The organism is Nocardioides sp., from assembly GCF_014360585.1.
Lineage (GTDB): Bacteria > Actinomycetota > Actinomycetes > Propionibacteriales > Nocardioidaceae > Nocardioides.
The window spans coordinates 15,540-42,115 of the sequence record NZ_JACIXG010000004.1 but is presented as its reverse complement, the minus strand read 5'-3'; the positions used below and the strand labels follow the sequence as shown (position 1 = coordinate 42,115).

Here is a 26,576-nt window from a genome sequence, read left to right as displayed (position 1 = left end):
GCCGAACAATCGATCGGGGACCCCGATGACGCTTGCTGCAGAGACCTTCGACGAGCTGCGCGAGATCGCGGCCCGCTACCCCCAGGCGCGTTCCGGGCTGCTGCCGATGCTCCACCTGGTGCAGTCGGTCGAGGGCCGGGTCACTCCCGAGGGCATCCAGGCCTGCGCCGATGTCCTGGGTCTGACCCCGGCCGAGGTGAGCGGGGTGGCGACCTTCTACACGATGTACAAGCGCCATCCCGTCGGCACCCACCACGTCGGCGTCTGCACCAACACGCTGTGCGCGGTCATGGGCGGCGACGAGATCTTCGCCTGCCTTCGCGAGAAGCTCGAGGTGGGCAACGACGAGACCACGGCCGATGGCGCGATCACGCTCGAGCACATCGAGTGCAACGCGGCGTGCGACTACGCGCCGGTGGTGATGGTCAACTGGGAGTTCTTCGACAACCAGACCCCGGAGTCGGCCTCACAGCTGGTCGACGACCTGCGCGAGGGCCGCGAGGTCGTGGCCTCGCGCGGAGCCAGGATCACGAGCTGGCGCGAGGCCGAGCGGGTCCTGGCCGGCTTCGAGGACGGGCTCGTCGACGAGGGGCCCGCTGCTGGTCCGGAGTCGCTGGTCGGCCTCGAGCTCGCCCGTGAGCGCGGCTGGGCCGCACCTGTTCACGCGCACGGCTCCGCCGACGTGACCGAGGAGATGCCCGAGGCCGTCGAGGAGGCCGACACCCGTCGTGCCGAGTCGGAGACGATCGCCGAGGAGGCGTCCGATGACTGACACTCTCACCCCGGTGCTGACCAGCAACTGGGGCGACGAGCGGGCCTGGACGCTGCCCGCCTACGCTCAGCAGGGCGGCTACGACGCGCTCGACTTCGCTCTCGGGTTGGCTCCCGAGGACGTGCAGACGATGGTCAAGGACTCCGGGCTCCGCGGCCGCGGTGGCGCCGGCTTCCCGACCGGGGTGAAGTGGGGCTTCCTGCCGCCGGCCGACCCCGAGAACCCCAAGCCGCGCTACCTGGTGGTCAACGCCGACGAGTCCGAGCCGGGCACGTGCAAGGACATCCCGCTGATGATGGCGAGCCCGCACACCCTCGTGGAGGGCGTGATCATCTCCTCCTACGCCATCCGGGCGGAGCGGGCCTTCATCTACGTACGCGGTGAGGTGCTGCACGTGATCCGGCGGCTGCAGGCGGCGGTCCGTGAGGCCTACGCCGCCGGCCACCTCGGCAAGAACATCCACGGCTCCGGCTACGACCTCGAGCTGGTCGTGCACGCCGGCGCCGGGGCCTACATCTGTGGCGAGGAGACCGCGCTGCTCGACTCGCTCGAGGGACGCCGTGGCCAGCCCAGGCTGCGCCCGCCGTTCCCGGCCGTGGCCGGTCTCTACGCGAGCCCGACCGTGATCAACAACGCCGAGTCGATCGCCTCGGTGCCCGCGATCGTGAAGAACGGTGCCGACTGGTTCGCCGGCATGGGCACCGAGAAGTCCGCCGGTGTCGGCATCTTCTCGCTCTCGGGCCACGTCAAGAAGCCGGGCCAGTACGAGGCTCCGCTCGGCATCACGCTGCGCAAGCTGATCGAGCTGGCCGGCGGCGTACGCGAGGGTCACGAGCTGAAGTTCTGGACCCCGGGTGGCTCCTCGACCCCGTTGTTCACCCAGGAGCACCTCGACGTGACGCTGGACTTCGAAGGCGTGCAGGCGGCCGGCTCGATGCTCGGCACCCGCGCGCTGCAGATCTTCGACGACTCCGTGTGCGTGGTCCGGGCGGTGCTGCGGTGGACGGAGTTCTACAAGCACGAGTCCTGCGGCAAGTGCACCCCGTGCCGAGAGGGCACCTGGTGGCTGGTGCAGGTGCTGGAGCGGCTGGAGAAGGGCGACGGCAAGCCGGAGGACCTCGACCTGCTGCTCGACCAGTGCGACAACATCCTCGGCCGCTCGTTCTGCGCGCTGGGTGATGGCGCGACGAGCCCGATCACGAGCTCGATCCAATACTTCCGGGACGAATACCTGGCCCACCTGGAACAGGGTGGTTGTCCCTTCGATCCCAAGAAGTCGACCGCATGGGCGGAATCGGTGGTCGAGCCTGTCGAGACCACCCGCGAGGAGGCATCGCCCAATGACTGACGTCACCGTGAAGATCGACGGCCACGACGTGACCGTGCCCGAGGGCACGCTGGTGATCCGGGCCGCCGAGCAGGTCGGGATCGAGATCCCGCGGTTCTGCGACCACCCGCTGCTCGCGCCCGTCGGCGCTTGCCGGCAGTGTCTCGTCGACATCCCCGACGCCGGCAACGGCCGCGGATTCCCGAAGCCGCAGGCATCCTGCACGATCCCGGTCGCCGAGGGCATGGTGGTGGAGACGCAGAACTCCACAGCCGTCAAGGCGCAGCACGGGATCATGGAGTTCCTGCTGGTCAACCACCCGTTGGACTGCCCGGTGTGCGACAAGGGCGGCGAGTGTCCGCTGCAGAACCAGGCCATGTCCCACGGCCAGGGGGAGACCCGGTTCGACGGGACGAAGCGTACGTTCCCCAAGCCCATCAACCTGAGCCCCAACGTCCTGCTCGACCGGGAGCGCTGCATCGTCTGCCAGCGCTGCACCCGCTTCGCCGAGGAGATCCCGGGCGACCCGGGGATCGCGCTGATCCAGCGTGGCGCGCAGCAGCAGATCGGCATCGCCGACGACAAGCCGTTCTCGTCCTACTTCTCCGGCAACGTGATCCAGATCTGCCCGGTAGGAGCGCTCACCAGCGAGGACTACCGCTTCCGCGCACGTCCGTTCGACCTGGTCTCCACACCGAGCGTCGCCGAGCACGACGCCTGTGGCGCCGCGATCCGGATCGACCACCGCCGGGGCAAGGTCATGCGCCGCCTCGCCGGCAACGACCCCGAGGTCAACGAGGAGTGGATCTCCGACAAGGACCGCTTCGGTTTCCGCTACGCGGTCCGCGACCGGCTCACCTCGCCGATGGTCCGTGAGGACGGTGAGCTCCGGCCGGCGTCCTGGCTGGAGGCCGTCGCGGTCGCCGCCCAGGGTCTGGCCGCCGCCGGCTCGGTGGGCGTGCTGCCGGGTGGCCGTCTGACGCTGGAGGACGCGAAGGCGTACGCCACCTTCGCCCGCGAGACGCTTCGCACCCCGCACATCGACTTCCGCTCGCGTCCGCTCTCGGAGGAGGAGACCGGGTTCCTGCGCTCACGCGTGGCCGGCACCTCGCTCACCTACGCCGACCTCGACGCAGCCGACCACGTGATCCTCGTCGGGCTCGAGCCCGAGGACGAGGCCGGCACCCTCTTCCTGCGGCTGCGCAAGGCCAACCAGCAGGGCCTGCGGATCACCACCCTGAGCCCGTACGCATCGGAGGGCTCCCGCAAGCTCGGAGCCACGGTCGTCCTGACCGCTCCCGGTGCTGAGTCGGAAGCGTTGTCGCAGGTCAGCGACGTTACCGAGACTTCGGTGATCCTGGTCGGCGAGCGATTGGCGACCAGTCCCGGCGCCTACACCGCCGCTGCCGAGCTCGCTGATCGCACCGGTGCCAGGCTCGCCTGGGTGCCGCGTCGCGCCGGCGACCGAGGTGCGGTCGAGGCGGGCCTGCTTCCCGGCGAAGGCGGTCTCGACGCCGAGGCCATCGTCCGCGGTGGTCTCGACGCGCTGCTGATCGCCGGGGTCGACCCCGACGACACCGCCGACCCCGCCGCCTTCCTGGCCGCTCTCGACCAGGCCGGCTTCGTGGTCAGCCTCGAGCAGCGGGTCACCGCGGTGACCGAGCGCGCCGACGTCGTACTCCCTGTCGCTGCCGCCTCGGAGAAGGCCGGCACCTTCGTCACCTGGGAGGGCCGCCGCCGTCCGTTCGAGAAGGTCTTCGACAAGCCGGCCGCCTACTCCGACGCCGAGGTCCTCGGACACATCGCGACCTCGCTGGTTGAGCCCGCGAGCGCAGCGAGCGGTGTCGAAACCAACACAGTCGCATCGAGCGCGGCAGGGGACCGTGTTGGTCTCGACACGCCTCCGCCGCCCTCGCTTCGCGAGGGGGCTCCCTCGTTCGGCGCGTCCGGACGAGCAAGCTCGCCGGCCGACCTCACTCGGTCGCCTAGCGGCTCCGGCGGCTCGACCGACGGGAGTGGTTTCCGTCTCGCGACCTGGCGCCTGATGCTCGACAACGGGACGCTGCAGAGCGGCGACAAGGCGCTGGCCGCGACCGCGCGCCCGGCGTGCGTACGGATCCCGGCGGCGCTCCACGAGCAGCTCGGTGACGTCGTGACGATCACCGGTGACCGGGGGAGCTGGACGCTTCCGGCACTTCCGGGGGAGCTGGCCGAGGGCACGATCTGGGTGCCGACCGACTCGTTCGGGCGCGGCGTATGGGCTGATCTGGCTTCGCCGGGGTCGACCGTGAGCGTGGAGGGGACCAAGTGAACGGGCTGGAGCAGTTCGGCCAGGACCCCTGGTGGATCATCGCGATCAAGGTCCTGCTGGTCTTCGTCGTCTGCGTCGTGCTGACGCTGTTCAACATCTGGTGGGAGCGCAAGGTCGTGGCGCGGATGCAGAACCGCATCGGCCCCAACCGGCACGGACCCTTCGGTCTGCTCCAGTCACTCGCCGACGGTGTGAAGCTGGCGCTGAAGGAGGACCTGACCCCGGAGAAGGCCGACAAGATCGTCTTCATCACCGCGCCGATCCTGGCCACGGTGCCGGCCTTCGTGACGTTCTCGGTGATCCCGTTCGGCCCCGAGGTCAACCTCTTCGGCGTACAGACGCCGCTGCAGCTGACCGACATGCCGGTCGCGGTGCTGTTCGTGATGGCGATCGCCAGCATCGGCATCTACGGGATCGTGCTCGGTGGCTGGGCCTCGGGCTCGACGTACTCCCTGCTCGGTGGCCTGCGAAGCAGTGCCCAGATGATCTCCTACGAGGTCTCGATGGGTCTGGCGCTCGTCACCGTCTTCCTGATGGCCGGGAGCCTGTCCACGAGCCAGATCGTCGAGGCGCAGAAGGACTGGTGGTTCGGCGCCCTGCTGCTGCCGTCGTTCCTGATCTACTGCATCTCGATGGTCGGCGAGACCAACCGCGCGCCGTTCGACCTGCCCGAGGCCGAGGGTGAGCTGGTCGGTGGTTTCCACACCGAGTACTCCAGCCTGAAGTTCGCGCTCTTCTTCCTGGCCGAGTACATCAACATGGCCACCGTCTGCGCGCTCGCCACCACGCTCTTCCTGGGCGGTTGGCGGGCACCGCTCGGCCTCGGCACCGTCTGGGCCGGCGCCAACGAGGGCTACTGGCCGGTGCTCTGGTTCTTCCTGAAGATGTTCTTCTTCATCTGGGTCTTCATCTGGCTGCGCGGCACCCTGCCGCGGCTGCGCTACGACCAGTTCATGGCGCTCGGCTGGAAGGTCCTCCTTCCCGCGAGCCTCGCCTGGATCATCATCGTCGCAGTGATCAAGATGGCCGCGATCCAGGGCGACTTCAGCCCCAACTGGATCCTCTTCGGTTTCGGCCTGGCCATCACCGTGGTGGTCGTGCTCGGCTTCATGAACCGGCTTCCGGAGAAGGAGCCCCAGGCCGCAGAGGCGCCCGGCGGCTACCCCATCCCCGCGCTGCCGCAGGGTGGGGCCGTGCGCGGCGCCGCCCAGCCGCTGGTGTTCGGACCGAGCGCCGTGGAGCCGACGAGAAGTGGCGTACGCATTCTTCCCTCTCCTGAGGATGCACTGCCTGAGGAGGCAAAGTGAGCAAGGACGACCGCACGTTCAAGGAGCGGTTCTGGGACCCGGTCAGCGGGTTCGCGGTGACCTTCCAGACACAGTTCAGGAAGCCGGTCACCGAGCAGTACCCGCAGCAGAAGGAGCCGACCGAGGAGCGCTTCCACGGTCGACACCAGCTCAACCGCCACGCCGACGGCCTGGAGAAGTGCGTCGGGTGCGAGCTGTGCGCGTGGGCCTGCCCCGCCGACGCCATCTACGTCGAGGGCGCGGAGAACACCGAGGAGGAGCGCTACTCGCCGGGGGAGCGCTACGGCCGCGTGTACCAGATCAACTACCTGCGCTGCATCCTGTGCGGGCTCTGCATCGAGGCCTGCCCGACCCGAGCGCTGACGATGACGAACGAGTACGAGCTCGCCGACACCTCGCGCGAGAGCCTGATCTACGAGAAGCAGGATCTGCTCGCGCCGCTCGAGGACGGGATGGAAGCGCCTCCGCACCCGATGTTCCTTGGCGACGACGACACGTCTTACTACGCGCCGGAGCCGTCCGCTGGTCGAGGGCCACTTCGTTCAGACCCTCGGCCGCCTGCGGCCGAGCGTGTCGAGACCAACACAGTCGGATCGAGCGCGGCAGGGGACCGTGTTGGTTTCGACACGCCTACGCCTAGCGGCTCCGGCGGCTCAACCGACGGGGGACGTCGATGAGCTTCGTGATCCTCGCCTCGGTCATGGTGATCGCGGCGTTGGGGCTCCTGTTCGCGCGCAAGCCCGTGCACGCCGCGCTCTCGTTGGCGGTCGTCATGATCGGGCTCGCGATGATCTACGCGATGCTCGAGGCGCCGTTCCTGTTCGCGGTGCAGATCGTGGTCTACACCGGCGCGATCCTGATGCTGTTCCTGTTCGTGATCATGCTCGTCGGGGTCGACACCTCCGACACCCTGAAGGAGACGATCGCGGGGCAGAAGGTGCTCGCGATCGTCCTCGGCACGGGGCTCGGAGCGATCCTGATCACGGGCGTCGGCCAGGCGAGCATCGGCACGATGCGCGGGCTGTCCAGCGCCAACGAGGGCGGCAACGTACAGCGCCTCGCCGACCTCCTCTTCTCCCGCTACGTGATCGCCTTCGAGGCGACCAGCGCGCTGCTGATCACCGCCGCGATCGGCGCGATGGTGCTGGCCCACCGGGAGCGGATCGACCCGAAGCAGACCCAGACCGACCTGGCCCAGGGCCGCGTCGCCGACTACGCGAAGAGCGGCAAGCACCTCGGCCCGCTGCCCCCACCGGGCACCTTCGCGCGGCACAACAGCAACGACACCCCGGCGCTCCTGCCGGACGGGTCGCAGAGCACGAAGTCGGTGCCGGCCATCCTCGCCGGCGGACGCACAGATGAAGGAGAGGACGAATGACGGACAACACCACGGCGTACGTCATCTTGTCCGCCATCCTCTTCACGATCGGCACCATCGGGGTGCTGACCAGGCGCAACGCGATCGTCGTCTTCATGTGCGTCGAGCTGATGCTCAACGCGGCGAACCTGGCCCTGGTGGCGTTCAGCCGGCAGCACGGCAACCTCGACGGGCAGGTGACCGCGTTCTTCGTGATGGTCGTCGCTGCCGCTGAGGTGGTCGTCGGGCTGGCGATCATCATGACCATCTTCCGCACCAGAAACACGGCTTCGGTCGACGAGCCAAGGATGCTCAAGTGGTAACTGCTGCACTCGCCAACCCCATCGAGGCTGACGGGGTCTTCTCGCTGATCTGGCTGGTCATCGCGCTGCCCCTGGCCGGTGCGACCCTGATCCTGATCGGGCGCCCGCTGGCGCCGGCGCTCTTCGACCGGATCGGGCACTGGCTCGCGGTCGGGCTCGCGGGTGCGTCCTTCGTGCTGTCGCTCGTCCTCTTCATCGCCACCCTCGGTCGCGACGAGGAGAGCAGGCAGGTCGTCCAGCACCTCTACACCTGGTTCGACACTGGCGACCTCAGCGTCGGGATGGACCTCCTCTACGACCAGCTCTCCAGCCTGTTCCTGCTGCTCATCACCGGTGTCGGCACGCTGATCCACGTCTACTCGGTCGGCTACATGGCCGACGACGAGCGGCGCACCCGGTTCTTCGGCTACCTCAACCTGTTCCTCGCCGCGATGCTGATGCTGGTGCTGGCGGAGAACTACGTCGGCCTCTTCCTCGGCTGGGAGGGCGTCGGCCTGGCGTCCTACCTGCTGATCGGCTTCTGGCAGCACAAGCCGTCGGCGGCTGCTGCCGCCAAGAAGGCGTTCGTGATGAACCGGGTCGGCGACATGGGGCTCTCGCTGGCGATCGCGCTCTGCTTCGTCACCTTCGGGTCGACGTCGTTCTCGGCGATCGACATCAGCGAGACCAGCACGACCACCCTCAACTGGCTCGGCATCCTGCTGCTCGTCGGAGCCTGCGGAAAGTCCGCCCAGGTGCCGCTGCAGGGCTGGCTGCTGGACGCCATGGAGGGCCCGACGCCGGTCTCCGCGCTGATCCACGCCGCGACGATGGTGACCGCGGGCGTCTACCTCATCGTCCGGTCCTCGGTGGTCTTCGACGCCGCCGAGGCAGCCTCGACCGCCGTCGTGGTCGTCGCCCTGGTCACGATCATCTGGGGTGCGGCGATCAGCTGCGTGAAGGACGACATCAAGAAGGTCCTGGCCGGCTCGACGATGAGCCAGATCGGCTACATGATGCTGGCCGCCGGGCTGGGCGGCCCGGGCTACGCGTTCGCGATCTTCCACCTGCTCACCCACGGCTTCTTCAAGGCCAACATGTTCCTCGGGGCCGGGTCACTGATGCACGGCATGAACGACGACGTGAACCTCAAGCACTACGGCGCCCTGAGCCGGGCCCTCCCGGTGACGTTCGTGACCTTCGCGATGGGCTATCTGGCGATCATCGGGTTCCCCGGCTTCGCCGGCTTCTGGTCGAAGGACAAGATCCTCGAGGTCGCCTTCGCAGAGAGCTGGCTGGTGGGCATCCTCGCCCTCCTGGCCGCCGGCGTGACCGCGTTCTACATGACCCGTCTGATGATGCTCGCCTTCTTCGGGCGCAAGCGCTGGCCCGAGGGCGTACACCCGCACGAGTCGCCGCGGATCATGACCGGTCCGCTGGTGGTCCTGGCCGCGCTGTCGGTCCTCGGCGGAGTCTTCGCCCTGGGTGGCTGGATCGAGCACTGGCTCGAGCCGGTCGTCGCCATCGGCCACGGCGGACACCACGGACCGCTCCCGGTCTGGGCGACCTCGGTGCTCGCGGTGCTCGTCGTCGCGATCGGGGTCGCGGCCGCCGGGTTCGTCTTCGGCCGCCGCCCGACCACGACCGAACCGACCCCCTACCTGCACGTCCCGCACGTCGAGGACGTCGTGGTGCCGCCCGGGATGGCGCTCACCCGCGGTGCCCTCGCGACCGACAAGTACGTGGTCGACGGCCTGATGAGCGGTGGCCCGGTCGCCCTCGCGGCGATCGCCGGTGAGCTCCGCAAGGCACAGACCGGTTACGTACGCTCCTACGCCCTCTCCGTCCTCGGCGGCACTGTGCTGGTGGCCCTCGCGATCCTGGTGGTCAACTGATGCTGACAATCCTCGTCCTCATTCCCTTCGCGGGTGCGCTGGTCACTGCGGTGATGCCGGCCCGGCCCAAGATGTGGGCCTTCGGCTTCGCGGTCGCGACCCTGATCGCCGGCATCGTGACGATGTTCACGGCCCCCGACGCCGACCGCGTCTGGATGGAGCCGCTCGGCGTCCACTGGGCGCTCGAGATGGACGGCTTCGGCAAGCTGATGGTGCTGCTGACCGTCGTCCTGGTGCCGCTGGTGATGGTGGCGGCGGTCAAGGACCACGACAAGCGGTGGTACGCCTGGGCGCTGGCCCTGGAGGCCTTCGCCCTGCTCACCTTCCTCGCCGGTGACCTGTTCCTCTTCTACATCGCCTTCGAGGCCACGCTTATCCCGGCGTACTTCATGATCGGCCAGAACGGCGGACCCGGTCGGGCCAAGGCCGCGGTCAAGTTCCTGATGTTCCAGCTCGGTGGCGGCCTGGTGCTGCTCGGTGCGCTGATCGGCTTCTACGTCGTCTCCTCGCAGGCCGGCCCGCCGTCCTACCTGATCAGCGACCTCGCCCAGCTCGACATCGGCACCACGGCGGAACGCTGGATCTTCGTGGCGATGTTCATCGCGTTCGCGGTCAAGGCGCCGCTGTTCCCGGTGCACACCTGGCTGGCGGACACGACCGAGCATGCGACCCCGGCGACGTCGGTGCTCCTGGTGTGCATCCTCGACAAGATCGGCACCTTCGCCATGATCCGGCTCTGCCTGGGCCTGGTCCCGGAGGCGTCCGCCTGGGCGACCCCGGTCGTCGTGGTGCTGGCGCTGATCTCGATCGTCTACGGCGCGGTCCTGGCGATCGGGCAGGACGACCTGCTCCGCCTGATCGGTCTCACCTCGCTGAGCCACTTCGGGCTGATCACGCTCGGCATCTTCGCGGCCACCCGCGAGGGCCTGGTCGGGTCGATCCTCTACATGGTCAACCACGGTGTCGCGACCGCGGCGATGTTCCTGATCGCCGGGTTCCTGATCACCCGCAAGGGCACCGCGTCGATCTCGTCGATGCGCGGGCTCGAGAAGGCGACACCGGTGCTCGCCGGCACGTTCCTCATCGCCGGTCTGGCCACCGCCGGTCTACCCGGGCTCTCCCAGTTCGTCTCCGAGATCCTGGTCCTGATCAGCGCCTTCGACTACCACTGGCTGGTCGGCGTCATCGCGGTCTCCGCGATCGTGCTCGCTGCGATCTATGTCCTGTGGGCCTACCAGCGGATCTTCACCGGACCGCCTCAGGTCTCCAAGAAGCCGGTCGCCGATCTGGATCGGCGGGAGATCGGCGTGATCACGCCGCTGCTGGTGGCTCTGCTCTTCTTCGGGTTCGTCCCCGGCCCGCTGATCTCAGCGGCCAAACCCGTGGTTGATCCCCTCGTCAACGTGATCCAGGCAGGTGAGTGACGCGATGTTCGAGTCTCCCGGAATTTCGTACGCCACCCTGTGGCCCGTCCTGCTGGTGCTCGGCGCGGCCTGCATCGGTGTCGTGGTTGAGGCCTTCGCGCCGCGCGCCGCGCGGTTCAACACACAGGTCTCCTTGGCGCTGGTCGGGCTCGCCGCCGCCCTCGCGGGGACCGCGATCGTCGGTGCCGGGCCGCACCTGGGCGTCGCGACCGGCGAGGGTGCCCTCATCGTCGACGGACCCGGAGTCTTCTCCCAGGGGCTGGTGCTGCTGGTCTCGCTCGGTGGCGTCGCGCTCTTCGCCGAGCGCCGTCTCGACAACGGCGTGAGCGCCTTCGCGGGTCAGGCAGCGGCGCTGCCGGGCACGCCCGCCGAGCGTACGGCCTCCCAGCGCGGGCTGGAGCACACCGAGGTCTATCCGCTGATGATGTTCGCGGTCGGCGGGATGATGCTCTTCTGCGTCTCCGGCGACCTGCTGATGCTATTCGTTGCGCTCGAGGTGCTATCGCTCCCGCTCTACCTGCTCACCGGCCTGGCGCGCCGTCGCCGGCTGCTGTCGCAGGAGGCGGCGCTGAAGTACTTCCTGCTCGGTGCGTTCTCCTCCGGCATCTTCCTCTACGGTCTCGCGCTGGTCTACGGCTTCGCCGGATCGATGTCGCTCTCGGAGATCGGTGCGGCGGTGGCCGAGGACGGCTCCAGCCCGCTGCTGCTGCTCGGCATCGGCCTGATGGCCGTCGGGCTGCTCTTCAAGACCGGCGCGGTGCCGTTCCACTCCTGGACGCCCGACGTCTACCAGGGCGCCCCGACGCCGGTCACCGCGTGGATGAGCGCGGCCACCAAGATCGCCGCGTTCGCCGCGATGCTGCGGCTCTTCTACGTCGCCTTCGGGGCCGAGGGCGACATCTGGCGTCCGGCCATCGGTGTCGTCGCGGTGCTGACGATGCTGCTGGGCGCCTCCTTCGCGGTGGTCCAGACCGATGTGAAGCGCATGCTCGGCTACTCCGCGGTGGCCCACACCGGCTTCCTGCTCACCGGGCTCCTCGGCGTGCAGAACGACTCGTTCGGGTCGACCCAGGCGGTGCTCTTCTACCTGACCGCCTACGGGTTCGCGACGCTCGGCGCCTTCGCGATCGTCTCGATGGTGCGAGGACCCAACGGTGAGGCCGGCTCGCTGGACCGTTGGGCCGGCATGGGGCGTACCAACCCGTGGGTCGCAGGGACCTTCGCCGTCTTCCTGCTCTCGATGGCCGGGCTGCCGCTGACCGGCGGTTTCATCGGCAAGTGGGGCGTCTTCGCGGTCGCGCTGGGCGCCGGTCAGTGGCCCGTCGTCGCCGTCGCGATCGGCTCGAGCGTCATCGCGGTCTTCTTCTACGTACGCGTGATCATGCTGATGTTCTTCACCGACGCGCACGACGATGCAGCCGTCGTCGTCACACCGTCCTACGCCACCACCGTGGTGATCGCACTGAGCGCTGTCGCCACCGTCCTGTTGGGTGTAATTCCGGGCCCTGTTCTCAGCCTGTTGGTGGATGCGGGAGGATTCATCGGGTGAGCACCAGCGCACCCACCGATCGAGCCCCTGAACTCGCCCTCCCGATCACCGATCCCGAGCTCGAGCAGCGGTTGCGCGCTCGGCTGGTGGACGTTGAGGAACGGCTGGGCGGTTACACGCGGAGCCGCTCCCCGTTCGTCACGGAGGCGGCCACCCACCTCATGCAGGCCGGAGGCAAGCGGTTCCGGCCGTTGCTGGTGCTGCTGGCCGCCGAGTGCGGCCCGGACAAGCTCGCCGACGAGGTCATCACCGCCGCCTGCGTCGTCGAGCTCACCCACCTCGCCTCGCTCTACCACGACGACGTCATGGACGAAGCGCTCGTACGCCGCGGCGAGGACTCCGCCAACGCCCGCTTCGACAACCACATCGCGATCCTGACCGGCGACTTCCTCTTCGCCCGCTCCTCGGAGCTGACCGCCCAGCTGGGCCCGGAGGCCGTACGCATCCAGGCGGCCACCTTCGCCAAGCTCGTCGAGGGTCAGATCCTCGAGGGTGTCGAGCCGCCCGAGGGTGTCGACCCGGTCGATCATCACCTCGAGGTGCTGGCCGGGAAGACCGGTGTCCTGATCGCCACCTCGGCCCTCTACGGTGCGCTCTTCGCCGGTGCCGACAAGGAGATCCAGAAGGCCCTGCTGGCATACGGCGACATCGTCGGCGTCGCCTTCCAGCTCTCCGACGACATCCTCGACATCGCCTCCGACTCCGACAAGTCGGGCAAGACGCCGGGGACGGACCTCCGTGAGGGCGTTCCCACGCTCCCGGTGCTGCTGGCCCGTCGATCCACCGACGCCGGCGACGCCCGGCTCCTGGAGCTGCTCGACAGCGACCTCACCGACGACGCGACACTGGCCGAGTGCGTCGGCCTGCTCCGTGCTCACCCGGCGCTGGCTGAAGCGCGTGCCTACGTCCAGGCCCGCGCAGAGGAGGCCAAGGCGGCCCTCGCTCCTCTCCCCGAAGGACCTGTGCGCGCGGCTCTCGAGGCGTTCGCCGACGTGGTCGCGGTCCGCTCAGCCTGACCGCCGAGGCAGGGGCTCGGCGGGCGAAGTTCCGCAGCGCGATATTCGGTAAAGGGATTCCCGGCCCTGGCAGTACCGTTGCGACGTGAACGAGCAGCGGCGTGGAGTGATGTTCGGCGCCGCGGCGTACATCATGTGGGGTGCGTTCCCGCTCTATTTCCCGCTCCTGGAGCCCGCCGGCGCGTGGGAGATCCTGGGGCACCGGATCCTGTGGTCGCTCGTCGTGGCCGGAGCGCTGGTGCTCATCGTGGGGCGCCGCAAGCAGGTGGCGGCGATCCTGCGCGACCGGCGCAAGCTGGTGCTGCTGGCGGCTGCGGCCGCGGTGATCTCGATCAACTGGGTGACGTACATCTGGGGCGTGAACAACGGGCGGATCGTGGAGACGAGCCTGGGCTACTTCACCAACCCGCTGGTCACGATGTTGATGGGCGTGATCATCCTGCGGGAGCGGATGCGGAAGCTGCAGTGGGTGGCGCTGGGGATCGCCTTCACCGCGGTCCTCGTCCTCACCTTCGACTACGGGCGGCTGCCGTGGGTGGCGCTCGTGCTGGCGTTCTCCTTCGGCACCTACGGGCTGCTGAAGAAGAGCGCAGGGGTCGGTCCGTTCGAGTCGCTGGCCGTCGAGACCGCCGTGACGGCTCTGTTCGCGCTCGCTCTCGTCGTCGCCCTCCAGGCCACCGGGAACGGCACGCTCTCCGGGAACGGCCTGCTCCACGTCGTCCTCCTGATCAGCCTAGGAGTCGCCACCGTGGTGCCGCTGGCCTGCTTCGGCGCGGCCGCGATCCGGGTGCCGATGGTGACGATCGGGCTGCTCCAGTACCTCGCGCCCATCCTGCAGTTCGCCGTCGGCGTCTTCATCGCCCATGAGGCGATGCCTCCCGGGCGCTGGGCCGGCTTCGCGATCGTCTGGGTCGCGCTGATCATCTTCAGCGTCGAGGCTGTCCATCACCGCCGCAAGGTGCTGCGGGCGAGTGTCGCTCCGCTGAGCACTACCGGCGCCTAGATCGGGCCGGAACCCACCCCCGCCTCGGCGAAACACCGCGCGAGAACCTCAGTGAGGCAGCCAGGCATCGTCGCGGGCGGTGCGGGTGGTGACCTCGTCGGGCAGCTCGCGGGTGGCGAGCTCGGCGATCGAGACCTTCTCGAAGACCTCGCGCAGCGAGTCGCGCGCGGCGATCCAGACGTGCTGGAGGACGTCGGCGCGCTCGTTGTAGGTGACCGCCTCCGGGCGGAGCCCGTAGACCGAGACCAGCGGGCCGTCGACCGCGCGGATCACGTCGGCGACGGAGACGTCCGAGGCCTTACGAGCCAGCCGCCAGCCGCCTGACTGGCCCCGTTGCGAGATGACGACACCGGCCTTGCGGAGGTCGGCGAGGATCGCCTGCAGGAAGCCGTGGGGGATGTCCTGGGCGCGGCCGAGCTCCTCGGCGCTGACAGCTTTTCCGTCCTCACGCGCGGCCATCTCGATGAGGGCGCGGAGAGCGTAATCGGACTTGGCAGATACTCGCACGGCCACATTCTTGCAGATGAATGCAGAATTTCGCTCAATCTAGTGGTCAAGTCCACTTTCACTCGCGAGGGCCTCTGCGCGCCTCTTGAGGGCGTCCGCGTGCCGCCGGAATCCGTCCGCGACGCGCTCCGGACCAGCCAGCCCGACCAGCGGACCGGAGAACTCCTCGACGGTCTCATAACGCGTCGGGCCGTCGGTTCGCTGGGCCAGTCGTTGGTGTCGTACGCCGCGGACCAGGCCGAGCCGCGCGGGCCAGCCCTCGTAGACATAGGCGAGGTACGCCTCCACGACCCCGCCCTCGCCGACGACCGGTGCCTCGAGCGCCGAGATCCGCTCCGGTGAGCGCGCGCGGGCGCCGTTGGCCCAGGCCACATGCAGGACGATCGGATTGCCCACCGCAGCCGGCTGAGCGGTCTCGGCCCGGACGACGAAAGGGTTCCATGCGGCGTACGCCTCGGTGTCGACCATCACCCGCCAGACCACCTCGATCGGGGCATCGATCTCGGCGGTGGCCTTCGGGTGCTCGTAGGCCACCGGCTCAGCGGTAGTTGATGAACTGCACCGCGAAGTCGTAGTCCTGCCCCTTGACCAGCGAGATCACGGTCTGCAGGTCGTCGCGCTTCTTTGAGGAGACACGGAGCTCGTCGCCCTGGATCTGCGCCTTGACCCCCTTGGGCCCCTCGTCGCGGATCAGCTTGGAGATCTTCTTCGCGTCCTCGGAGGAGATGCCCTCCTTGAGCGTGATCGAGATCTTCGACAGCTGCCCCGACTGGCGCGGCTCGCTCGCGTCGAGGATCTTCAGCGACTGCTGGCGCTTGATCAGCTTGTCCTGGAAGACCGAGAGCACCGCGCTCGCGCGGTCGTCCGCGGAGGCGGAGATCTCGATCGCCTGATCACCGCTCCACTCGATGGTCGCGTTGGTCCCCTTGAAGTCGAACCGCGTCGCGACCTCGCGCGCGGTCTGGCTCAGCGCGTTGTCGACCTCCTGACGGTCGATCTTGCTCACGATGTCGAACGATGAGTCAGCCATGACTCTTCTCCTCTAGCTTCTGACCAGGTCTGTGGTGCCTTCACCCTAGAACCTCGTGCCGTTTTCGTGCGCCGCCAGCCCCTGCGCTATCGTTTATTGCTGTCGCGATCCCCTTCGCAGGGGCACGCGTACAACCCAGGCAGATTGCCCGAGCGGCCAATGGGAGCGGACTGTAAATCCGTCGGCTTATGCCTTCGAAGGTTCGAATCCTTCATCTGCCACACTGGGAGAACACCCCGGTGGCCAGCGGAAACGTTGGCCACCGGGGTGTTTCGCTTGTCTGGCTGTGTCCGGCCATAGCCCACTGACTGACGGTGTTCACGTCCGATACGCGTCCGCGATGTCGGCCCTCGACTCCTAGTTGATCTCGCGATCGACCACCTGTCGGGCGGCCTCCGCGGTGTCTGTCGCCAGTGCGTAGGCATGGTGCTCGAGCGACTGCGCGAGCTCGGCCAATGGTCGGAGGCGGTCCGCAGATCGGCGGTCACGACCCTCTTGGGACCGGGCAGCGTCGAAGCCTGGACCTCCCGACCACCTGGATGTCCTCGAGTGCGCCGGCGATATCGTCGGTCGCGCCGACCGGCGCTCGCGTGAGCGAGGTACTCGACTGTGATGACGGCTCCGTCGGCGCCGAGGATCCGGCGCACGACCTCGCACAGCCGCCAGGTCTGGGGCTGGTCCTCCGGAAGGGCCGTCAGAGTGCGGCCAACTGGGACAGGAGTCGACCGCGCTCGTCGTTGGGAGAATCGACCATCGCTTCGCCCCGTGCCTCGACTGTGATGCCGGGTCCCAGCATATTTCCCAGTCGTGGGGGTACCCCTGGTCTGTCCGCTCAACGAACGCTGTCCGAGGAGGACGCCGCGATGACTCACACGATGGCCCTGACCACCGGGTGGTTGTTGCTGTTGGCCGCCATCGTGGGCCTGTGCTGGTTCCTGCTTCGGGCGGGCCGTTGATGCGCCGAGACCTGACACGCAGCCCCCTCATCGTCGTGGCCGCCCTGCTGCTTGCCGGTTGCGTCCCGCAGTCCCCGGACCAGGACACCTTCCGGGACCGGAGCGAGCTCGCGATCGAGCAGACCGTCTCGGCGGTGGAGTCGACGCTCCTGGTGCTGCGGCTGCTGATGCGCGAAGACATGTTGACGAACTATGCGGAGATCGCCGTCCACGACGCCCAGGACTCCCTGTCCGCCGCGAGTGGTGGATATGACGCGCTGAACCCGCCCAGGCAGCTGGACCAGCTCTATTCCTCGACCTCGACACTGATGTCGGACGCGTCGAGTGCGGTCACCGACACCCGGATCGCGGTGTCACGAGATAGCGCCGGGGACTTCGCGAAGCTGGAGAAGCAGCTCTCGAAGCTCGCGAAGGACCTGCACCGCAAGCTGGAGGAGGTGCGCGCCCGATGAAGAAGATCTTCGCGCTCACCCTGGGCGTGCTGACCGCCATCGGCGGCTTCGTCGACATCGGGGACCTGGTCACCAGCGCCCAGGTCGGTGCCCGCTTCGGGCTGTCGCTCGCGTGGGTCACCGTGGTCGGGATCCTCGGGATCATGGTCTTCGCCGAGATGTCCGGGCGGGTGGCAGCCGCGAGTGGGCGCTCCACGTTCGACCTGGTCCGGGAGCGCCTGGGGCCGCGGCTCGGCCTCGCCAACCTGACCGCGTCGATGGGAGTGACCGGGCTGACCTTCATCGCCGAGATCGGCGGTATCGCGCTGGCGCTCGAGCTCGCCACCAGCGTCCAGCGGTTCTTGTGGATCCCGATCGTGGCAGCCCTGGTGTGGCTGGTGCTGTGGCGGGTGAAGTTCTCCATCATAGAGAACGCCTTCGGTCTGCTCGGGCTGGGCCTGATCGCCTTCGCGGTCGCCTTCTGGCAGATGGGACCGGACTGGGGTCACCTCGCCGAGCAGGCGGCCACCTTCGCCAAGCCCGGCGACGAGGACTGGTCGACGTACGCCTACTACGGCGTGGCGTTGTTCGGGGCCGCGATGACGCCCTACGAGGTCTTCTTCTTCTCCTCCGGAGGAGTCGAGGAAGGGTGGTCCGAGCGGGACATCCCGGTCATGCGGGCCAACGTCTTCATCGGCTTCCCGCTCGGCGGCCTGCTGTCCCTGGGCATCGCCGGAGCGGCCGCGCTCACGTTGGGTCCGCTGGGCGTGGACGTCAGCTCCCTTTCGCAGGTCGGCCTTCCGGTGGCCACCGAGCTCGGAAAGATCGGGCTGGCAGTCGCCCTGGTGGGCTTCTTCGGAGCCACCTTCGGTGCCGCCTGCGAGACGGGATTGTCGGTGGGCTACAGCATCTCGCAGTACTTCGGCTGGCAGTGGGGCAAGTACGTCACCCCCACCCAGGCCTCCCGCTTCCACGCGATGATGCTGCTCTCTGCGGTCCTGGCGGCAGTCGTGCTGCTGACCACGATCGACCCAATCATGGTGACCGAGTTCTCCGTGGTCTTCTCCGCCGTGGCGCTCCCGTTGACCTATCTCCCGATCCTGATCGTCGCCAACGACGAGGACTACATGGGCAAGCACACGAACGGCGTGCTGGCGAACTTCTTCGGCAGCGTCTACATGGTGATCGTCGTGGTGGCGTCGGTGGCGGCACTGCCGTTGATGGTCTGGACCAAGATGGGACAGTGATGAAGGAGACCTACGACGCTGCGCTGCAGCTCCTCGACCGGCAGATCATCGCAAGCGACACCCGGATGGTCGGCAAGGTCGACGACGTGACGATCGAGCGGCAATCGGACGGCACCTGGCGGGTCACCGAGCTGCTGGTGGGTCCCGGGGCACTGGGCCCACGTACCGGCGGACTGATCGGCTTCTACATGAAGGCGGTGTGGGAGCGCCTGTCCGGATCCACCACTGGTGAGCCGGACCGGATCCGGATCGAGGATGTCGACCACATCGACAACGCCGTGCACCTCAAGATCCCCCGGTCCGACGTCGACGTGGAGGGGTTCGAGGTCTGGATGCGGGAACACGTGATCACTCGAATCCCGGGGGCGAAATGACGACGCAGCACGAGCGACACCGGCTCGGTGACCTGTTGCACATGCCGGTGGAGGACCACACGGGCCAGTCGGCCGGGTACGTCGGCGACGTCCGTTTCGAGCGTCGCGAGGACAACCAGCACGGCTACCGGCTTGCCGGGATCATCGTGGCCCAGCGGGGGACCGGCTCGCTGCTCGGCTACGACCGCAACCGCACCCACGGACCGTGGGTGCTGCGCAGGTTCGTGCGCTGGCTGCACCGGCACGCGTTCTATGTCGAGTGGGACGACATCGACGCGATCGACTGGAACGAGGGAGTGGTGCGGGTCAAGCCCGGCGACTTCGAGCGGCTTCGGGACATCCGCTGAGGGTCAGTCGGAGTCCCGCACCGGAGTGACCGACGTCAGCATCCGGCGGAGCACGACGACGAGGCTGCCGGCGGCGAAGAGCTCCTCCTTGGTCTGCCTGCGCATGTCCCGGGTCGTGGCGGCGAAGTCGTCGATCGACCGACAGCAGGTGCTCAGCTTGTCCTCGGCGGCGACGGAGTCCTCGACCAGCCTGAGCAGGGCCGCAGCGCCGTGGAAGGCTTCGGCAGCGTCGGGGCGCAGCTCCGGGCCGAGGGCCACCTGTGGCAGGCCTGCGTGCTCCTGGTGAGGTCCGTACGTCCGGGGCGCGTCCGCGCCCACGGCGTAATGAGTGTTCAGGCAGGTCAGGGTTGGTGTGACCGACGCTCTGTAAGTTCGTCGGCTTTTACCTTCGAAGGTTCGAATCCTTCATCTGCCACACCGGGGTGTTTCGCTTGTCCGGCCGTGTCCAGCCGTAGCTCGCTTTCAGCAGATGTTCACGTCCCCGGCGGGTTACCCATTGCTCGAACGGCGAGTGACCAAGATCAACAGTCGCCCCGCTGGGAATGCTCCTGGACCGTGCCCTAGGCTCGTCCTCGAAGGGGAGTAGTCCTCAACAGTTGCGTCGACACACTGGCCTCACCGGCCCGGCGCAACAGGCCACGACGCGAGCATCGCTCGCAAACCGGCGGACGAGACCTTCGATCAGACACCCGTATCAACGTGACGTGCCTGGTCGAAGGGAAGTCCACGTCTACGCGGGCTCCTCCGGCCAGTGTGCCGGAGAGGAAACCCTGTGTACGCCTTCCTGCTTTCGACAGCAGTGATCTTCGTCGCCGAGCTCGGTGACAAGAGCCAACTCATGGCGATGACGTTCGCCACCCGCTATCGGGCTCGCGACGTGATCCTCGGGATCACCGCCGCAACTGCGATCGTCCACCTGGCATCGGTCGGCATCGGCGCCCTCATCGGTGATGCCTTTGCCGACTATCAGCAATACATCACCCTCGTTGCGGGGGTCGCGTTCCTGCTGTTCGCCGCCTGGACCCTGCGTGGAGATGAACTCACGGAGGACGAGGCCAGCAAAGCCCGCAACAGCCGTGGCATGGCCCTCCTGGCCGTCGGGGTTGCGTTCTTCCTCGCCGAGCTCGGCGACAAGACGATGCTCGCGACGATCACCTTGGCAACCCAGGAAGGTTGGCTGGGCACCTGGATCGGGTCGACCCTCGGCATGGTCGCGGCCGATGCTCTCGCGATCGGCGTCGGCGCGCTCCTGGGGCGTCAGCTTCCAGAGAAGGTCATCAAATACGGCGCAGCCGCACTGTTCGCGATCTTCGGCCTCCTCCTCATCGTCGACGGTGTCGCGCACATGTGACGATCGAGTAGGTGGAACAGCGACCAACCCACGCCTTGTCCAGCTGCCGCTCTTGCACCGGAGACGAGCCAAGTGGCGCGATATGTTCCGGTCATGGATCTGAACGCCTACCAGCAGGCGGCGCTGCGCACCGCGGCGACCAAGGACAAACCCAACGAGGTGTTCCACCTGTTGCTGGGTCTGGTCGGGGAGACGGGCGAGATCGCTGAGAAGGCGAAGAAGATCGTGCGTGACCATGACGGCGACTTCGACCAGTGGGACCTCGATGATCTCGCCAAGGAACTGGGCGACACACTTTGGTACCTAGCGGTCCTCGCTGACCACTTCGGGCTCCCGCTCGCGGACGTTGCGGAGCTCAACATCAAGAAGCTCGCCGACCGTCAGCAGCGGGGCGCACAATAGGTGGAAGCGGCGACGATCGCTGACAGTCTCCGATGCTCGCTACCTTCGTCCGGTGTTTGCCTGCAGGTCAACGAATGACCTCATAGGTTCAGGGCCGGCGCGCCCGAGGCAGGAGTCGGACCTTGGTGGAATCAGCGCTGACACACACGTTCGGCGTCGGCTTCGCCGTTCTTTCCTATGGCTACTGGCGCTGGGGCGTCGAACACAATCGAGAAGGCGTTTGCCTGGGCACTGGTCTGATGCCGCTCGGTCGACGCGGGCCGAGTCGTTCGCTGTGAGGACGGGTCGGGGTGGTTGAATCGGCCACCTCTGGGAAAGCGCCCCGATGCCCAGCACAGACCCAGATCATCGGGGTGCCTCGCTGGTCACCTGAAGGAGCACCATGACAGTCGACGCATCATCGCCCGCGGAGAACGACGAGTTCTGGCGGGAGCGCCGGATCTGCTTCTTGACCACGAGCCGACCCGACGGCAGCCCCCACCTGGTCCCGGTCGGGGTCACCTTCGATCCGGTGGCCGGCATCGCGCGGGTCATCAGCAGCGCGGGTAGCAAGAAGGTGCGCAACGTACGCGCGGCCGGGTCCGGGGCCCAGGTCGCGGTCAGCCAGGTGGATGGGCGGCGGTGGTGCACCCTCGAGGGCGCGGCGGTTGTGAAGGACGACGCCGAGTCGGTGGCCGAGGCCGAGCGACGCTACGCCGAGCGCTACAAGCAGCCCCGGCCCAACCCGGAGCGCGTGGTCATCGAGATCTCCGTGACCCGCGTGCTCGGCAACACCCGTCCGTCGGGGTGGTGAGCGCGGCGGTCGGGCCGAAGGAGGTCTTCTGGGTCGAGGGCGCGAGCCACGTGGACCTGTACGACCGGGAGCCCTACGTCGGGACGGCCGTCGAGCGACTTGGCATCTTCTTCGCCCAGAACCTCGCCCAGAACCTCGGCGTCCGGGTCAGCTGATCCAGCCTCAGCGGGGCCCGCGGTCGGTGAGGACCACGCGGTCGGTGATGTCCTGGACATCGCGGCGGTTGCCGGTCGGGAACATGGTGCGGAACCGGTCGATCTGGCGGGGCGAGGCGGTGATGGGTTCGGTGAGCATGACCCACTGGACGTGCTCGGTGTAGGGCGCGGTCGTGAGGGAGCCGTCGTAGCGGTAGGACGTGTGCCGGCGCGGCAGGAGGGCGCCGACGTCGATGTGGCTGACGTGGTCGGCGGTCGAGCACTCGGAGACCAGATGGTCGTAGAGGCGGCCGAGGGCCCGGTTGGTGAGGCCCGGGCGGACCCAGACGCCGACGACCAGGGTGTGGCCGGCATCGTCCTGGTGCACGAAGTGCATCTCGATCGGGTAGTCCCGGGCGGAGAGCAGATGCTCGCTCGGGGTGTGCCAGTGGAACTGCGCCAGGCCGTACGTCACACCACCCATCTCGAGCGACCCGGCGCCGGGCGAGAGCTCGGCGCGTACGGTCTCCTCGTCGCCGCGGACGGTGCAGCCGTCGGGCTCGTCGGCGTCCTCGCGGACGTACTTCATCGTGACGGTCGCGTCGTGAGGATAGTGGACGTGCAGGGCGGGCAAGTGCGCCTGCTGGGTGCCGCCCCGGTAGATGCGGATGGGGCTCTGGTGCGGTGTGGGATGCGGGGCTGAGTGCGGGACGGTGTTCGGGGCGCTGGTGGAGGTCGAGGAGGCGGCCGCGGACGAGGAGAGGGCGGTGAGCCCCGCGATGGCGGCGGCTCCCTGGAGCAGGGCTCGACGGTCCAGCCCGACGTCGGTGCGTTTCATGGTCAGATCTCCCGAGATCTATCGGGTCGAGATGCGACCCGTGGACCTCAATACGTACCACGAACTGCGGTCGAGCAGCCGCCATCGGCGCCGCGTCAGGCCAGGTCGGTGGCGAGCTGCTTGCCTGCCTCGGTGAGCAGCGGGACGGCGCGCTCGATGAGCTCGTCGCTCATCCGTCCGGTGGGGCCGCTGATCGAGATCGCCAGGCGCGGGGCGTAGTCGGCGACTGCGACGGCGACGCAGCGTACGCCTGCCTCCTGCTCGCCCTCGTCGATGGCGTAGCGGCGCTCGCGGACCTGTTCGAGCTGGTCGAGATAGTCGTCGCGCGAGGTGATCGTGGTGGAGGTGTAGGGGACCATCTCGGTGCGCCGGAGGATGTCGCGGACGTGGTCGGGCGCCATGTCGGCGAGGATGGCCTTGCCGACGGCGGTGCAGTGCGGAGAGACGCGGCGGCCGACCTCGGTGAACATGCGCATCGACTGGCGCGACTCGGTGTGGGCGACGTAGACGATCTGGTCGCCGTCGAGCATCGCCAGGTTGGCCGACTCGCCGACCTCGTCGACGAGTCGTGCGAGGTGGGGGCGGGCCCAGGTGCTGAGCATGCGGGAGGAGCTCTCGCCCAGCCGGATCAGTTTGGGGCCGAGGACGTACTGCCGGTTGGCCTCCTGGCGGAGGTAGCCCAGGTCGACGAGGGTGCGCACCAGCCGGTGGATGGTCGGCAGCGGCAGCCCGGAGGTGGCGGCGAGCTGGGAGAGCCCCATGGTCCCGCCGGCATCGGCCATCGTCTCCAGCAGGCCGAAGGCCCGCTCGATCGACTGCACGGCACCGGCGCGCGCCTTCGGCGCCTTCTCGTTCTCGCTCACAGGCTCCCCTATCTTCCGGCCACGATCTGATGGGTGCTGACTTCCGAATGACGGAAGTCTAGCGTCGGGTAGAGGAAAACCTGTCGGTTGCGTCCCTTGTCAGGGGAGATTAATATCCGCAATGCGGAAAGAAGAATCCATTCAAAGGAAAACTGTGGCCCTGAGAGGGTGGAGCTCGTGAACATTCAGATCACCGGTGGCGACGTCGAGCGAGGAGCCGAGATCCTCACCCCTGAAGCCCTCGAGTTCCTCGCCGAGCTGCAGCGTCGCTTCGGGCCACGCCGCGACGAGCTGCTGGCCGCCCGCCGGGTGCGGCGTGAGGAGGTCGCGCGCACCGGCCGGCTCGACTTCCTGCCGGAGACCGCAGAGGTACGCGCCGCCGACTGGACCGTGGCGCCGGCGCCCGAGGATCTCCAGGACCGCCGGGTCGAGATCACCGGCCCGACCGACCGGAAGATGACGATCAACGCCCTCAACTCCGGGGCGCGGGTCTGGTTGGCCGATATGGAGGACGCCAGCACGCCCCACTGGAGCAACGTCGTCGACGGCCAGGTGAACCTGTACGACGCCGTGCGACGGCAGATCTCGGCGATGTCGCCGCAGGGCAAGCTCTACGAGCTCAAGTCGGACCATCGGCTGGCTACGATCGTGATGCGCCCGCGCGGGTTGCACTTCGACGACCGGCACGTGCTGGTCGACGGCGAGCCGGTCGTCGGCGCCCTGGTCGACTTCGGGCTCTACTTCTTCCACAACGCCCGCGAGCTGGTGGAGCAGGGGAGCGGACCGTACTTCTATCTCCCCAAGCTGGAGAGCCACCTCGAGGCGCGGCTGTGGAACGACGTGTTCACCTTCGCTCAAGCAGAGCTCGGGATCCCGCACGGCACCGTGCGTGCGACCGTGCTCATCGAGACCATCCCGGCTGCGTTCGAGATGGACGAGATCCTCTACGAGCTGCGCGACCACGCCTCGGGGCTCAACGCCGGCCGCTGGGACTACCTGTTCAGCCTGATCAAGTACTTCCGCGACGCCGGACCCTCGTTCGTGCTTCCCGACCGGGCGACCGTCGGGATGGCCTCGCCGTTCATGCGCGCCTACGCCCAGCTGCTGGTCAAGACCTGTCACCGGCGCAACGCCCATGCCATCGGCGGCATGGCCGCCTTCATCCCGAGTCGCCGGGACCAGGAGGTCAACGCCGTCGCCTTCGCCAAGGTCCGTGAGGACAAGGAGCGGGAGGCCGGCGACGGCTTCGACGGCTCCTGGGTGGCCCACCCCGACCTCGTCCCGATCTGCCGGGGGACCTTCGACAGCGTCCTGGGCGACCGGCCGAACCAGGTCGACCGGCAGCGTGACGATGTCGAGGTGCGCGCCGAGGACCTGCTCGACGTCGCCTCGGCGGGTGGCGTGATCACCCTCGAGGGGCTGCGCGACAACGTCGAGGTCTCCCTCGTCTACCTCGACTCCTGGCTCCGCGGCTCCGGCGCCGTCGCCATCCACAACCTGATGGAGGACGCCGCCACGGTCGAGATCTCCCGCTCGCAGATCTGGCAGTGGGTGCACAACGAGTCGAGGCTCGACGACGGGACCCCGGTGACCGAAGAGCTGGTACGCCGCATCCTGGACGAGGAGATGGCGAAGCTGCTCACGGCCGCCGACGGGATCGAGCACCGCCTGGAGCAGGCTCGAACCATCTTCGAGGAGGTCGCGCTCGCCGACGACTACCTCGACTTCCTGACCCTGCCGGCCTACGACCTGGTGGTCGGCGCATGAGCGAGCTCGAAGACCTCGTCGGCAGGCTGGACCGCGCGCTCGCCGGCGCCGACGCGGCGCTGGCCGCGAGCTATCCGGGGGACCGGGGCGTACGTCAGCCGGTGCACACGGTCTATGTCCCGGGCGACAGCTACGACGAGAAGACGGTCGCTCAGTGGGCAGCCGAGTCCGGTCGGGCGCTGGCCGAGCATGCGGGCTCGGCTGCTGAGATCGCCGAGGCGTTCGACCTGAGCCCGGAACTGGCCGATGCCGTCTACGACCGGGTGCGGGCCAAGCTGGCCGCCGAGGCGATCGAGGATCTCCGGATCGACTTCGAGGACGGCTACGGAGCCCGCCCCGACGCGGACGAGGACGCCGCCGTGACGGCCGCCGCCCGAGCGCTCGCCGCCACCGTGCGCGACGGCGCCGCGCCACCGTTCCACGGCATCCGGATCAAGTCCTTCGAGGCTCCGACGCGGCATCGTGGCCTGCGTACGCTGGACCTCTTCCTGGAGGAGGTCGCCGGGGAGGGCGGGCTGACCGACGGCTTCGTCATCACGCTGCCCAAGGTGACCTCCGTGGAGCAGGTCGCCGCGATGGTCACCGCGCTGGACGCGCTCGAGGCAGCCCACGGGATCGCCGCGGGGAGCCTGCGGTTCGAGATCCAGGTCGAGACGCCGCAGGCGATCCTGGGTTCCGACGGCACGGCGCTGGTCGCCCGGATGATCGCGGCCGGGGGCGGACGGGTCACCGGCCTGCACTACGGGACCTACGACTACTCCGCATCGCTCGGGGTCGCGGCCGCCTATCAGAGCATGGAGCACCCGGTCGCCGACCACGCGAAGGACGTGATGCAAGTGGCCGCGGCCGGCACCGGCGTCTTCGTCTCGGACGGCTCGACCAATGTGCTCCCGGTCGGTGACCGCGAGGCCGTACGCTCGGCCTGGCGGCTCCATTCCCGCCTGGTGAGCCGGTCGCTGGCTCGCGGGATCTACCAGGGCTGGGACCTGCATCCGGCTCAGCTCCCGAGTCGCTACATCGCGACCTACGCGTTCTTCCGTGACGGGCTCGATGTCGCCTCGGCCCGCCTGCGGGCGTACGTCCACGGCGGCGAGTCCAGCTATCTCGACGAGCCCGCGACCGCTGCCGCGCTCGCCGCGTTCGTCCTGCGCGGAGTGGAGTGCGGGGCGGTCGCGGCCGACGAGGTCGAGCGGCTGGCCGGGATCGACCGGGCCGAGCTGGCGGGGCTCGCGCGCCGACGGATCGGCTGACGCACACCGCGCGGCGGCAGGCT

28 protein-coding genes and 2 tRNA genes are annotated in these 26,576 nt (G+C 68.3%); 24 read left to right on the top strand and 6 right to left on the bottom strand.

Annotation, left to right across the window (positions count from 1 at the left end; translation table 11 throughout):
* Positions 1 to 25: 25 nt before the first annotated feature.
* The 12 genes from nuoE to rarD all read left to right on the top strand — a co-directional run bounded on the left by nuoE (position 26) and on the right by rarD (position 14,263).
* Entirely contained in the window at positions 26 to 772 is a 747-nt protein-coding gene (nuoE, locus tag H5T77_RS02365) for an NADH-quinone oxidoreductase subunit NuoE (protein WP_292644596.1), read from the top strand.
* The gene (nuoF, locus tag H5T77_RS02360) at positions 765 to 2,120 is read left to right on the top strand and encodes an NADH-quinone oxidoreductase subunit NuoF (protein WP_292644594.1); all 1,356 of its coding nucleotides are present in this window, start codon (positions 765 to 767) and stop codon (positions 2,118 to 2,120) included. The genes nuoE and nuoF overlap by 8 nt, the downstream gene beginning before the upstream one ends.
* Entirely contained in the window at positions 2,113 to 4,410 is a 2,298-nt protein-coding gene (locus H5T77_RS02355) for an NADH-quinone oxidoreductase subunit G (RefSeq protein ID WP_292644592.1), read from the top strand. Before nuoF ends, H5T77_RS02355 begins: the two co-directional genes overlap by 8 nt.
* Positions 4,407 to 5,717, top strand: coding sequence for an NADH-quinone oxidoreductase subunit NuoH (nuoH, locus tag H5T77_RS02350; RefSeq protein ID WP_292644590.1), 1,311 nt, complete (start codon positions 4,407 to 4,409; stop codon positions 5,715 to 5,717). Before H5T77_RS02355 ends, nuoH begins: the two co-directional genes overlap by 4 nt.
* Positions 5,714 to 6,394: an NADH-quinone oxidoreductase subunit NuoI gene (nuoI, locus tag H5T77_RS02345; protein ID WP_292644589.1), complete on the top strand. Its 681-nt coding sequence runs from the start codon at positions 5,714 to 5,716 to the stop codon at positions 6,392 to 6,394. Before nuoH ends, nuoI begins: the two co-directional genes overlap by 4 nt.
* Positions 6,391 to 7,095: an NADH-quinone oxidoreductase subunit J gene (locus H5T77_RS02340; protein WP_292644587.1), complete on the top strand. Its 705-nt coding sequence runs from the start codon at positions 6,391 to 6,393 to the stop codon at positions 7,093 to 7,095. Before nuoI ends, H5T77_RS02340 begins: the two co-directional genes overlap by 4 nt.
* A complete protein-coding gene (nuoK, locus tag H5T77_RS02335) occupies positions 7,092 to 7,397 on the top strand; it encodes an NADH-quinone oxidoreductase subunit NuoK (RefSeq protein ID WP_292644586.1) in 306 nt (101 codons plus the stop codon). Before H5T77_RS02340 ends, nuoK begins: the two co-directional genes overlap by 4 nt.
* Positions 7,391 to 9,271 carry an NADH-quinone oxidoreductase subunit L gene (gene nuoL / locus H5T77_RS02330; RefSeq protein ID WP_292644585.1) on the top strand — a complete coding sequence of 627 codons (1,881 nt, stop codon included), beginning with the start codon at positions 7,391 to 7,393 and terminating at the stop codon, positions 9,269 to 9,271. Before nuoK ends, nuoL begins: the two co-directional genes overlap by 7 nt.
* On the top strand, positions 9,271 to 10,695 hold the full coding sequence (locus tag H5T77_RS02325; protein WP_292644584.1) for a complex I subunit 4 family protein: 1,425 nt from the start codon (positions 9,271 to 9,273) through the stop codon (positions 10,693 to 10,695). Before nuoL ends, H5T77_RS02325 begins: the two co-directional genes overlap by 1 nt.
* 4 nt (positions 10,696 to 10,699) lie before the next feature.
* Complete coding sequence (gene nuoN, locus H5T77_RS02320; protein WP_292644583.1) at positions 10,700 to 12,244, top strand: NADH-quinone oxidoreductase subunit NuoN; 1,545 nt, start codon at positions 10,700 to 10,702, stop codon at positions 12,242 to 12,244.
* On the top strand, positions 12,241 to 13,260 hold the full coding sequence (locus H5T77_RS02315; RefSeq protein WP_292644582.1) for a polyprenyl synthetase family protein: 1,020 nt from the start codon (positions 12,241 to 12,243) through the stop codon (positions 13,258 to 13,260). The genes nuoN and H5T77_RS02315 overlap by 4 nt, the downstream gene beginning before the upstream one ends.
* Before the next feature lie 85 nt (positions 13,261 to 13,345).
* Positions 13,346 to 14,263, top strand: a complete 918-nt coding sequence (gene rarD, locus H5T77_RS02310; RefSeq protein ID WP_292644580.1) for an EamA family transporter RarD — start codon at positions 13,346 to 13,348, stop codon at positions 14,261 to 14,263.
* A 48-nt stretch (positions 14,264 to 14,311) separates the two neighbouring features.
* Here the strand turns inward: rarD and H5T77_RS02305 are convergent, their stop codons facing one another.
* Genes H5T77_RS02305 through H5T77_RS02295 form a run of 3 tightly spaced genes read right to left on the bottom strand, consistent with a single transcriptional unit; the run spans position 14,312 to position 15,800 of the window.
* The gene (locus H5T77_RS02305; protein ID WP_292644578.1) at positions 14,312 to 14,770 is read right to left on the bottom strand and encodes an RrF2 family transcriptional regulator; all 459 of its coding nucleotides are present in this window, start codon (positions 14,768 to 14,770) and stop codon (positions 14,312 to 14,314) included.
* A gap of 39 nt (positions 14,771 to 14,809) precedes the next feature.
* Entirely contained in the window at positions 14,810 to 15,304 is a 495-nt protein-coding gene (locus tag H5T77_RS02300; protein WP_292644576.1) for an SRPBCC domain-containing protein, read from the bottom strand.
* A 4-nt stretch (positions 15,305 to 15,308) separates the two neighbouring features.
* A complete protein-coding gene (locus H5T77_RS02295) occupies positions 15,309 to 15,800 on the bottom strand; it encodes a YajQ family cyclic di-GMP-binding protein (RefSeq protein WP_292644574.1) in 492 nt (163 codons plus the stop codon).
* A 138-nt stretch (positions 15,801 to 15,938) separates the two neighbouring features.
* On the opposite strand from H5T77_RS02295, the gene H5T77_RS02290 reads away from it, so the two are divergent.
* The 5 genes from H5T77_RS02290 to H5T77_RS02270 all read left to right on the top strand — a co-directional run bounded on the left by H5T77_RS02290 (position 15,939) and on the right by H5T77_RS02270 (position 19,155).
* A tRNA-Tyr gene (locus H5T77_RS02290) sits at positions 15,939 to 16,021 on the top strand.
* A gap of 704 nt (positions 16,022 to 16,725) precedes the next feature.
* A complete protein-coding gene (locus H5T77_RS02285) occupies positions 16,726 to 17,208 on the top strand; it encodes a hypothetical protein (RefSeq protein ID WP_292644572.1) in 483 nt (160 codons plus the stop codon).
* Positions 17,205 to 18,434 carry an NRAMP family divalent metal transporter gene (locus H5T77_RS02280; RefSeq protein WP_292644570.1) on the top strand — a complete coding sequence of 410 codons (1,230 nt, stop codon included), beginning with the start codon at positions 17,205 to 17,207 and terminating at the stop codon, positions 18,432 to 18,434. The genes H5T77_RS02285 and H5T77_RS02280 overlap by 4 nt, the downstream gene beginning before the upstream one ends.
* Complete coding sequence (locus H5T77_RS02275) at positions 18,434 to 18,808, top strand: hypothetical protein (RefSeq protein ID WP_292644568.1); 375 nt, start codon at positions 18,434 to 18,436, stop codon at positions 18,806 to 18,808. Before H5T77_RS02280 ends, H5T77_RS02275 begins: the two co-directional genes overlap by 1 nt.
* On the top strand, positions 18,805 to 19,155 hold the full coding sequence (locus tag H5T77_RS02270; protein WP_292644566.1) for a hypothetical protein: 351 nt from the start codon (positions 18,805 to 18,807) through the stop codon (positions 19,153 to 19,155). The genes H5T77_RS02275 and H5T77_RS02270 overlap by 4 nt, the downstream gene beginning before the upstream one ends.
* Before the next feature lie 3 nt (positions 19,156 to 19,158).
* Here H5T77_RS02270 and H5T77_RS02265 read toward each other — a convergent pair whose 3' ends face one another.
* Entirely contained in the window at positions 19,159 to 19,473 is a 315-nt protein-coding gene (locus H5T77_RS02265; RefSeq protein ID WP_292644564.1) for a hypothetical protein, read from the bottom strand.
* 17 nt (positions 19,474 to 19,490) lie between these two features.
* Between H5T77_RS02265 and H5T77_RS02260 the strand changes: the two genes are divergently transcribed.
* The 5 genes from H5T77_RS02260 to H5T77_RS02240 all read left to right on the top strand — a co-directional run bounded on the left by H5T77_RS02260 (position 19,491) and on the right by H5T77_RS02240 (position 21,856).
* A tRNA-Thr gene (locus H5T77_RS02260) sits at positions 19,491 to 19,570 on the top strand.
* Between the two features lie 357 nt (positions 19,571 to 19,927).
* Entirely contained in the window at positions 19,928 to 20,506 is a 579-nt protein-coding gene (locus H5T77_RS02255; RefSeq protein WP_292644562.1) for a TMEM165/GDT1 family protein, read from the top strand.
* Positions 20,507 to 20,599: 93 nt separating this feature from the next.
* A complete protein-coding gene (locus H5T77_RS02250) occupies positions 20,600 to 20,908 on the top strand; it encodes a nucleoside triphosphate pyrophosphohydrolase family protein (RefSeq protein ID WP_292644560.1) in 309 nt (102 codons plus the stop codon).
* Between the two features lie 382 nt (positions 20,909 to 21,290).
* Positions 21,291 to 21,701 (top strand): PPOX class F420-dependent oxidoreductase, encoded by a 411-nt coding sequence (locus tag H5T77_RS02245; RefSeq protein ID WP_292644558.1) that lies wholly within the window; start codon positions 21,291 to 21,293, stop codon positions 21,699 to 21,701.
* Positions 21,698 to 21,856: a hypothetical protein gene (locus tag H5T77_RS02240; RefSeq protein WP_292644556.1), complete on the top strand. Its 159-nt coding sequence runs from the start codon at positions 21,698 to 21,700 to the stop codon at positions 21,854 to 21,856. Before H5T77_RS02245 ends, H5T77_RS02240 begins: the two co-directional genes overlap by 4 nt.
* A 7-nt stretch (positions 21,857 to 21,863) precedes the next feature.
* Here the strand turns inward: H5T77_RS02240 and H5T77_RS02235 are convergent, their stop codons facing one another.
* Together H5T77_RS02235 and H5T77_RS02230 are read right to left on the bottom strand one after the other, a co-directional pair.
* On the bottom strand, positions 21,864 to 22,673 hold the full coding sequence (locus tag H5T77_RS02235; RefSeq protein ID WP_292644554.1) for a carbonic anhydrase family protein: 810 nt from the start codon (positions 22,671 to 22,673) through the stop codon (positions 21,864 to 21,866).
* Between the two features lie 95 nt (positions 22,674 to 22,768).
* Positions 22,769 to 23,536 (bottom strand): IclR family transcriptional regulator, encoded by a 768-nt coding sequence (locus tag H5T77_RS02230; protein WP_292644552.1) that lies wholly within the window; start codon positions 23,534 to 23,536, stop codon positions 22,769 to 22,771.
* 177 nt (positions 23,537 to 23,713) lie between these two features.
* On the opposite strand from H5T77_RS02230, the gene aceB reads away from it, so the two are divergent.
* Both aceB and H5T77_RS02220 read left to right on the top strand, forming a co-directional pair.
* Positions 23,714 to 25,303, top strand: a complete 1,590-nt coding sequence (gene aceB / locus H5T77_RS02225) for a malate synthase A (protein WP_292644550.1) — start codon at positions 23,714 to 23,716, stop codon at positions 25,301 to 25,303.
* Entirely contained in the window at positions 25,300 to 26,553 is a 1,254-nt protein-coding gene (locus H5T77_RS02220; protein WP_292644548.1) for a DUF6986 family protein, read from the top strand. The genes aceB and H5T77_RS02220 overlap by 4 nt, the downstream gene beginning before the upstream one ends.
* Positions 26,554 to 26,576: the final 23 nt, after the last annotated feature.

What these genes read in the sequence shown, in the direction of transcription:
- nuoE (WP_292644596.1), top strand. Translation starts at nt 26, where the DNA reads ATGACGCTTGCTGCAGAGACCTTCGACGAGCTGCGCGAGATCGCGGCC.
- nuoF (WP_292644594.1), top strand. Translation starts at nt 765, where the DNA reads ATGACTGACACTCTCACCCCGGTGCTGACCAGCAACTGGGGCGACGAG.
- H5T77_RS02355 (WP_292644592.1), top strand. Translation starts at nt 2,113, where the DNA reads ATGACTGACGTCACCGTGAAGATCGACGGCCACGACGTGACCGTGCCC.
- H5T77_RS02340 (WP_292644587.1), top strand. Translation starts at nt 6,391, where the DNA reads ATGAGCTTCGTGATCCTCGCCTCGGTCATGGTGATCGCGGCGTTGGGG.
- nuoK (WP_292644586.1), top strand. Translation starts at nt 7,092, where the DNA reads ATGACGGACAACACCACGGCGTACGTCATCTTGTCCGCCATCCTCTTC.
- H5T77_RS02325 (WP_292644584.1), top strand. Translation starts at nt 9,271, where the DNA reads ATGCTGACAATCCTCGTCCTCATTCCCTTCGCGGGTGCGCTGGTCACT.
- nuoN (WP_292644583.1), top strand. Translation starts at nt 10,700, where the DNA reads ATGTTCGAGTCTCCCGGAATTTCGTACGCCACCCTGTGGCCCGTCCTG.
- H5T77_RS02295 (WP_292644574.1), bottom strand. Translation starts at nt 15,800, where the DNA reads ATGGCTGACTCATCGTTCGACATCGTGAGCAAGATCGACCGTCAGGAG.
- H5T77_RS02280 (WP_292644570.1), top strand. Translation starts at nt 17,205, where the DNA reads ATGAAGAAGATCTTCGCGCTCACCCTGGGCGTGCTGACCGCCATCGGC.
- H5T77_RS02275 (WP_292644568.1), top strand. Translation starts at nt 18,434, where the DNA reads ATGAAGGAGACCTACGACGCTGCGCTGCAGCTCCTCGACCGGCAGATC.
- H5T77_RS02270 (WP_292644566.1), top strand. Translation starts at nt 18,805, where the DNA reads ATGACGACGCAGCACGAGCGACACCGGCTCGGTGACCTGTTGCACATG.
- H5T77_RS02250 (WP_292644560.1), top strand. Translation starts at nt 20,600, where the DNA reads ATGGATCTGAACGCCTACCAGCAGGCGGCGCTGCGCACCGCGGCGACC.
- H5T77_RS02245 (WP_292644558.1), top strand. Translation starts at nt 21,291, where the DNA reads ATGACAGTCGACGCATCATCGCCCGCGGAGAACGACGAGTTCTGGCGG.
- H5T77_RS02235 (WP_292644554.1), bottom strand. Translation starts at nt 22,673, where the DNA reads ATGAAACGCACCGACGTCGGGCTGGACCGTCGAGCCCTGCTCCAGGGA.
- H5T77_RS02220 (WP_292644548.1), top strand. Translation starts at nt 25,300, where the DNA reads ATGAGCGAGCTCGAAGACCTCGTCGGCAGGCTGGACCGCGCGCTCGCC.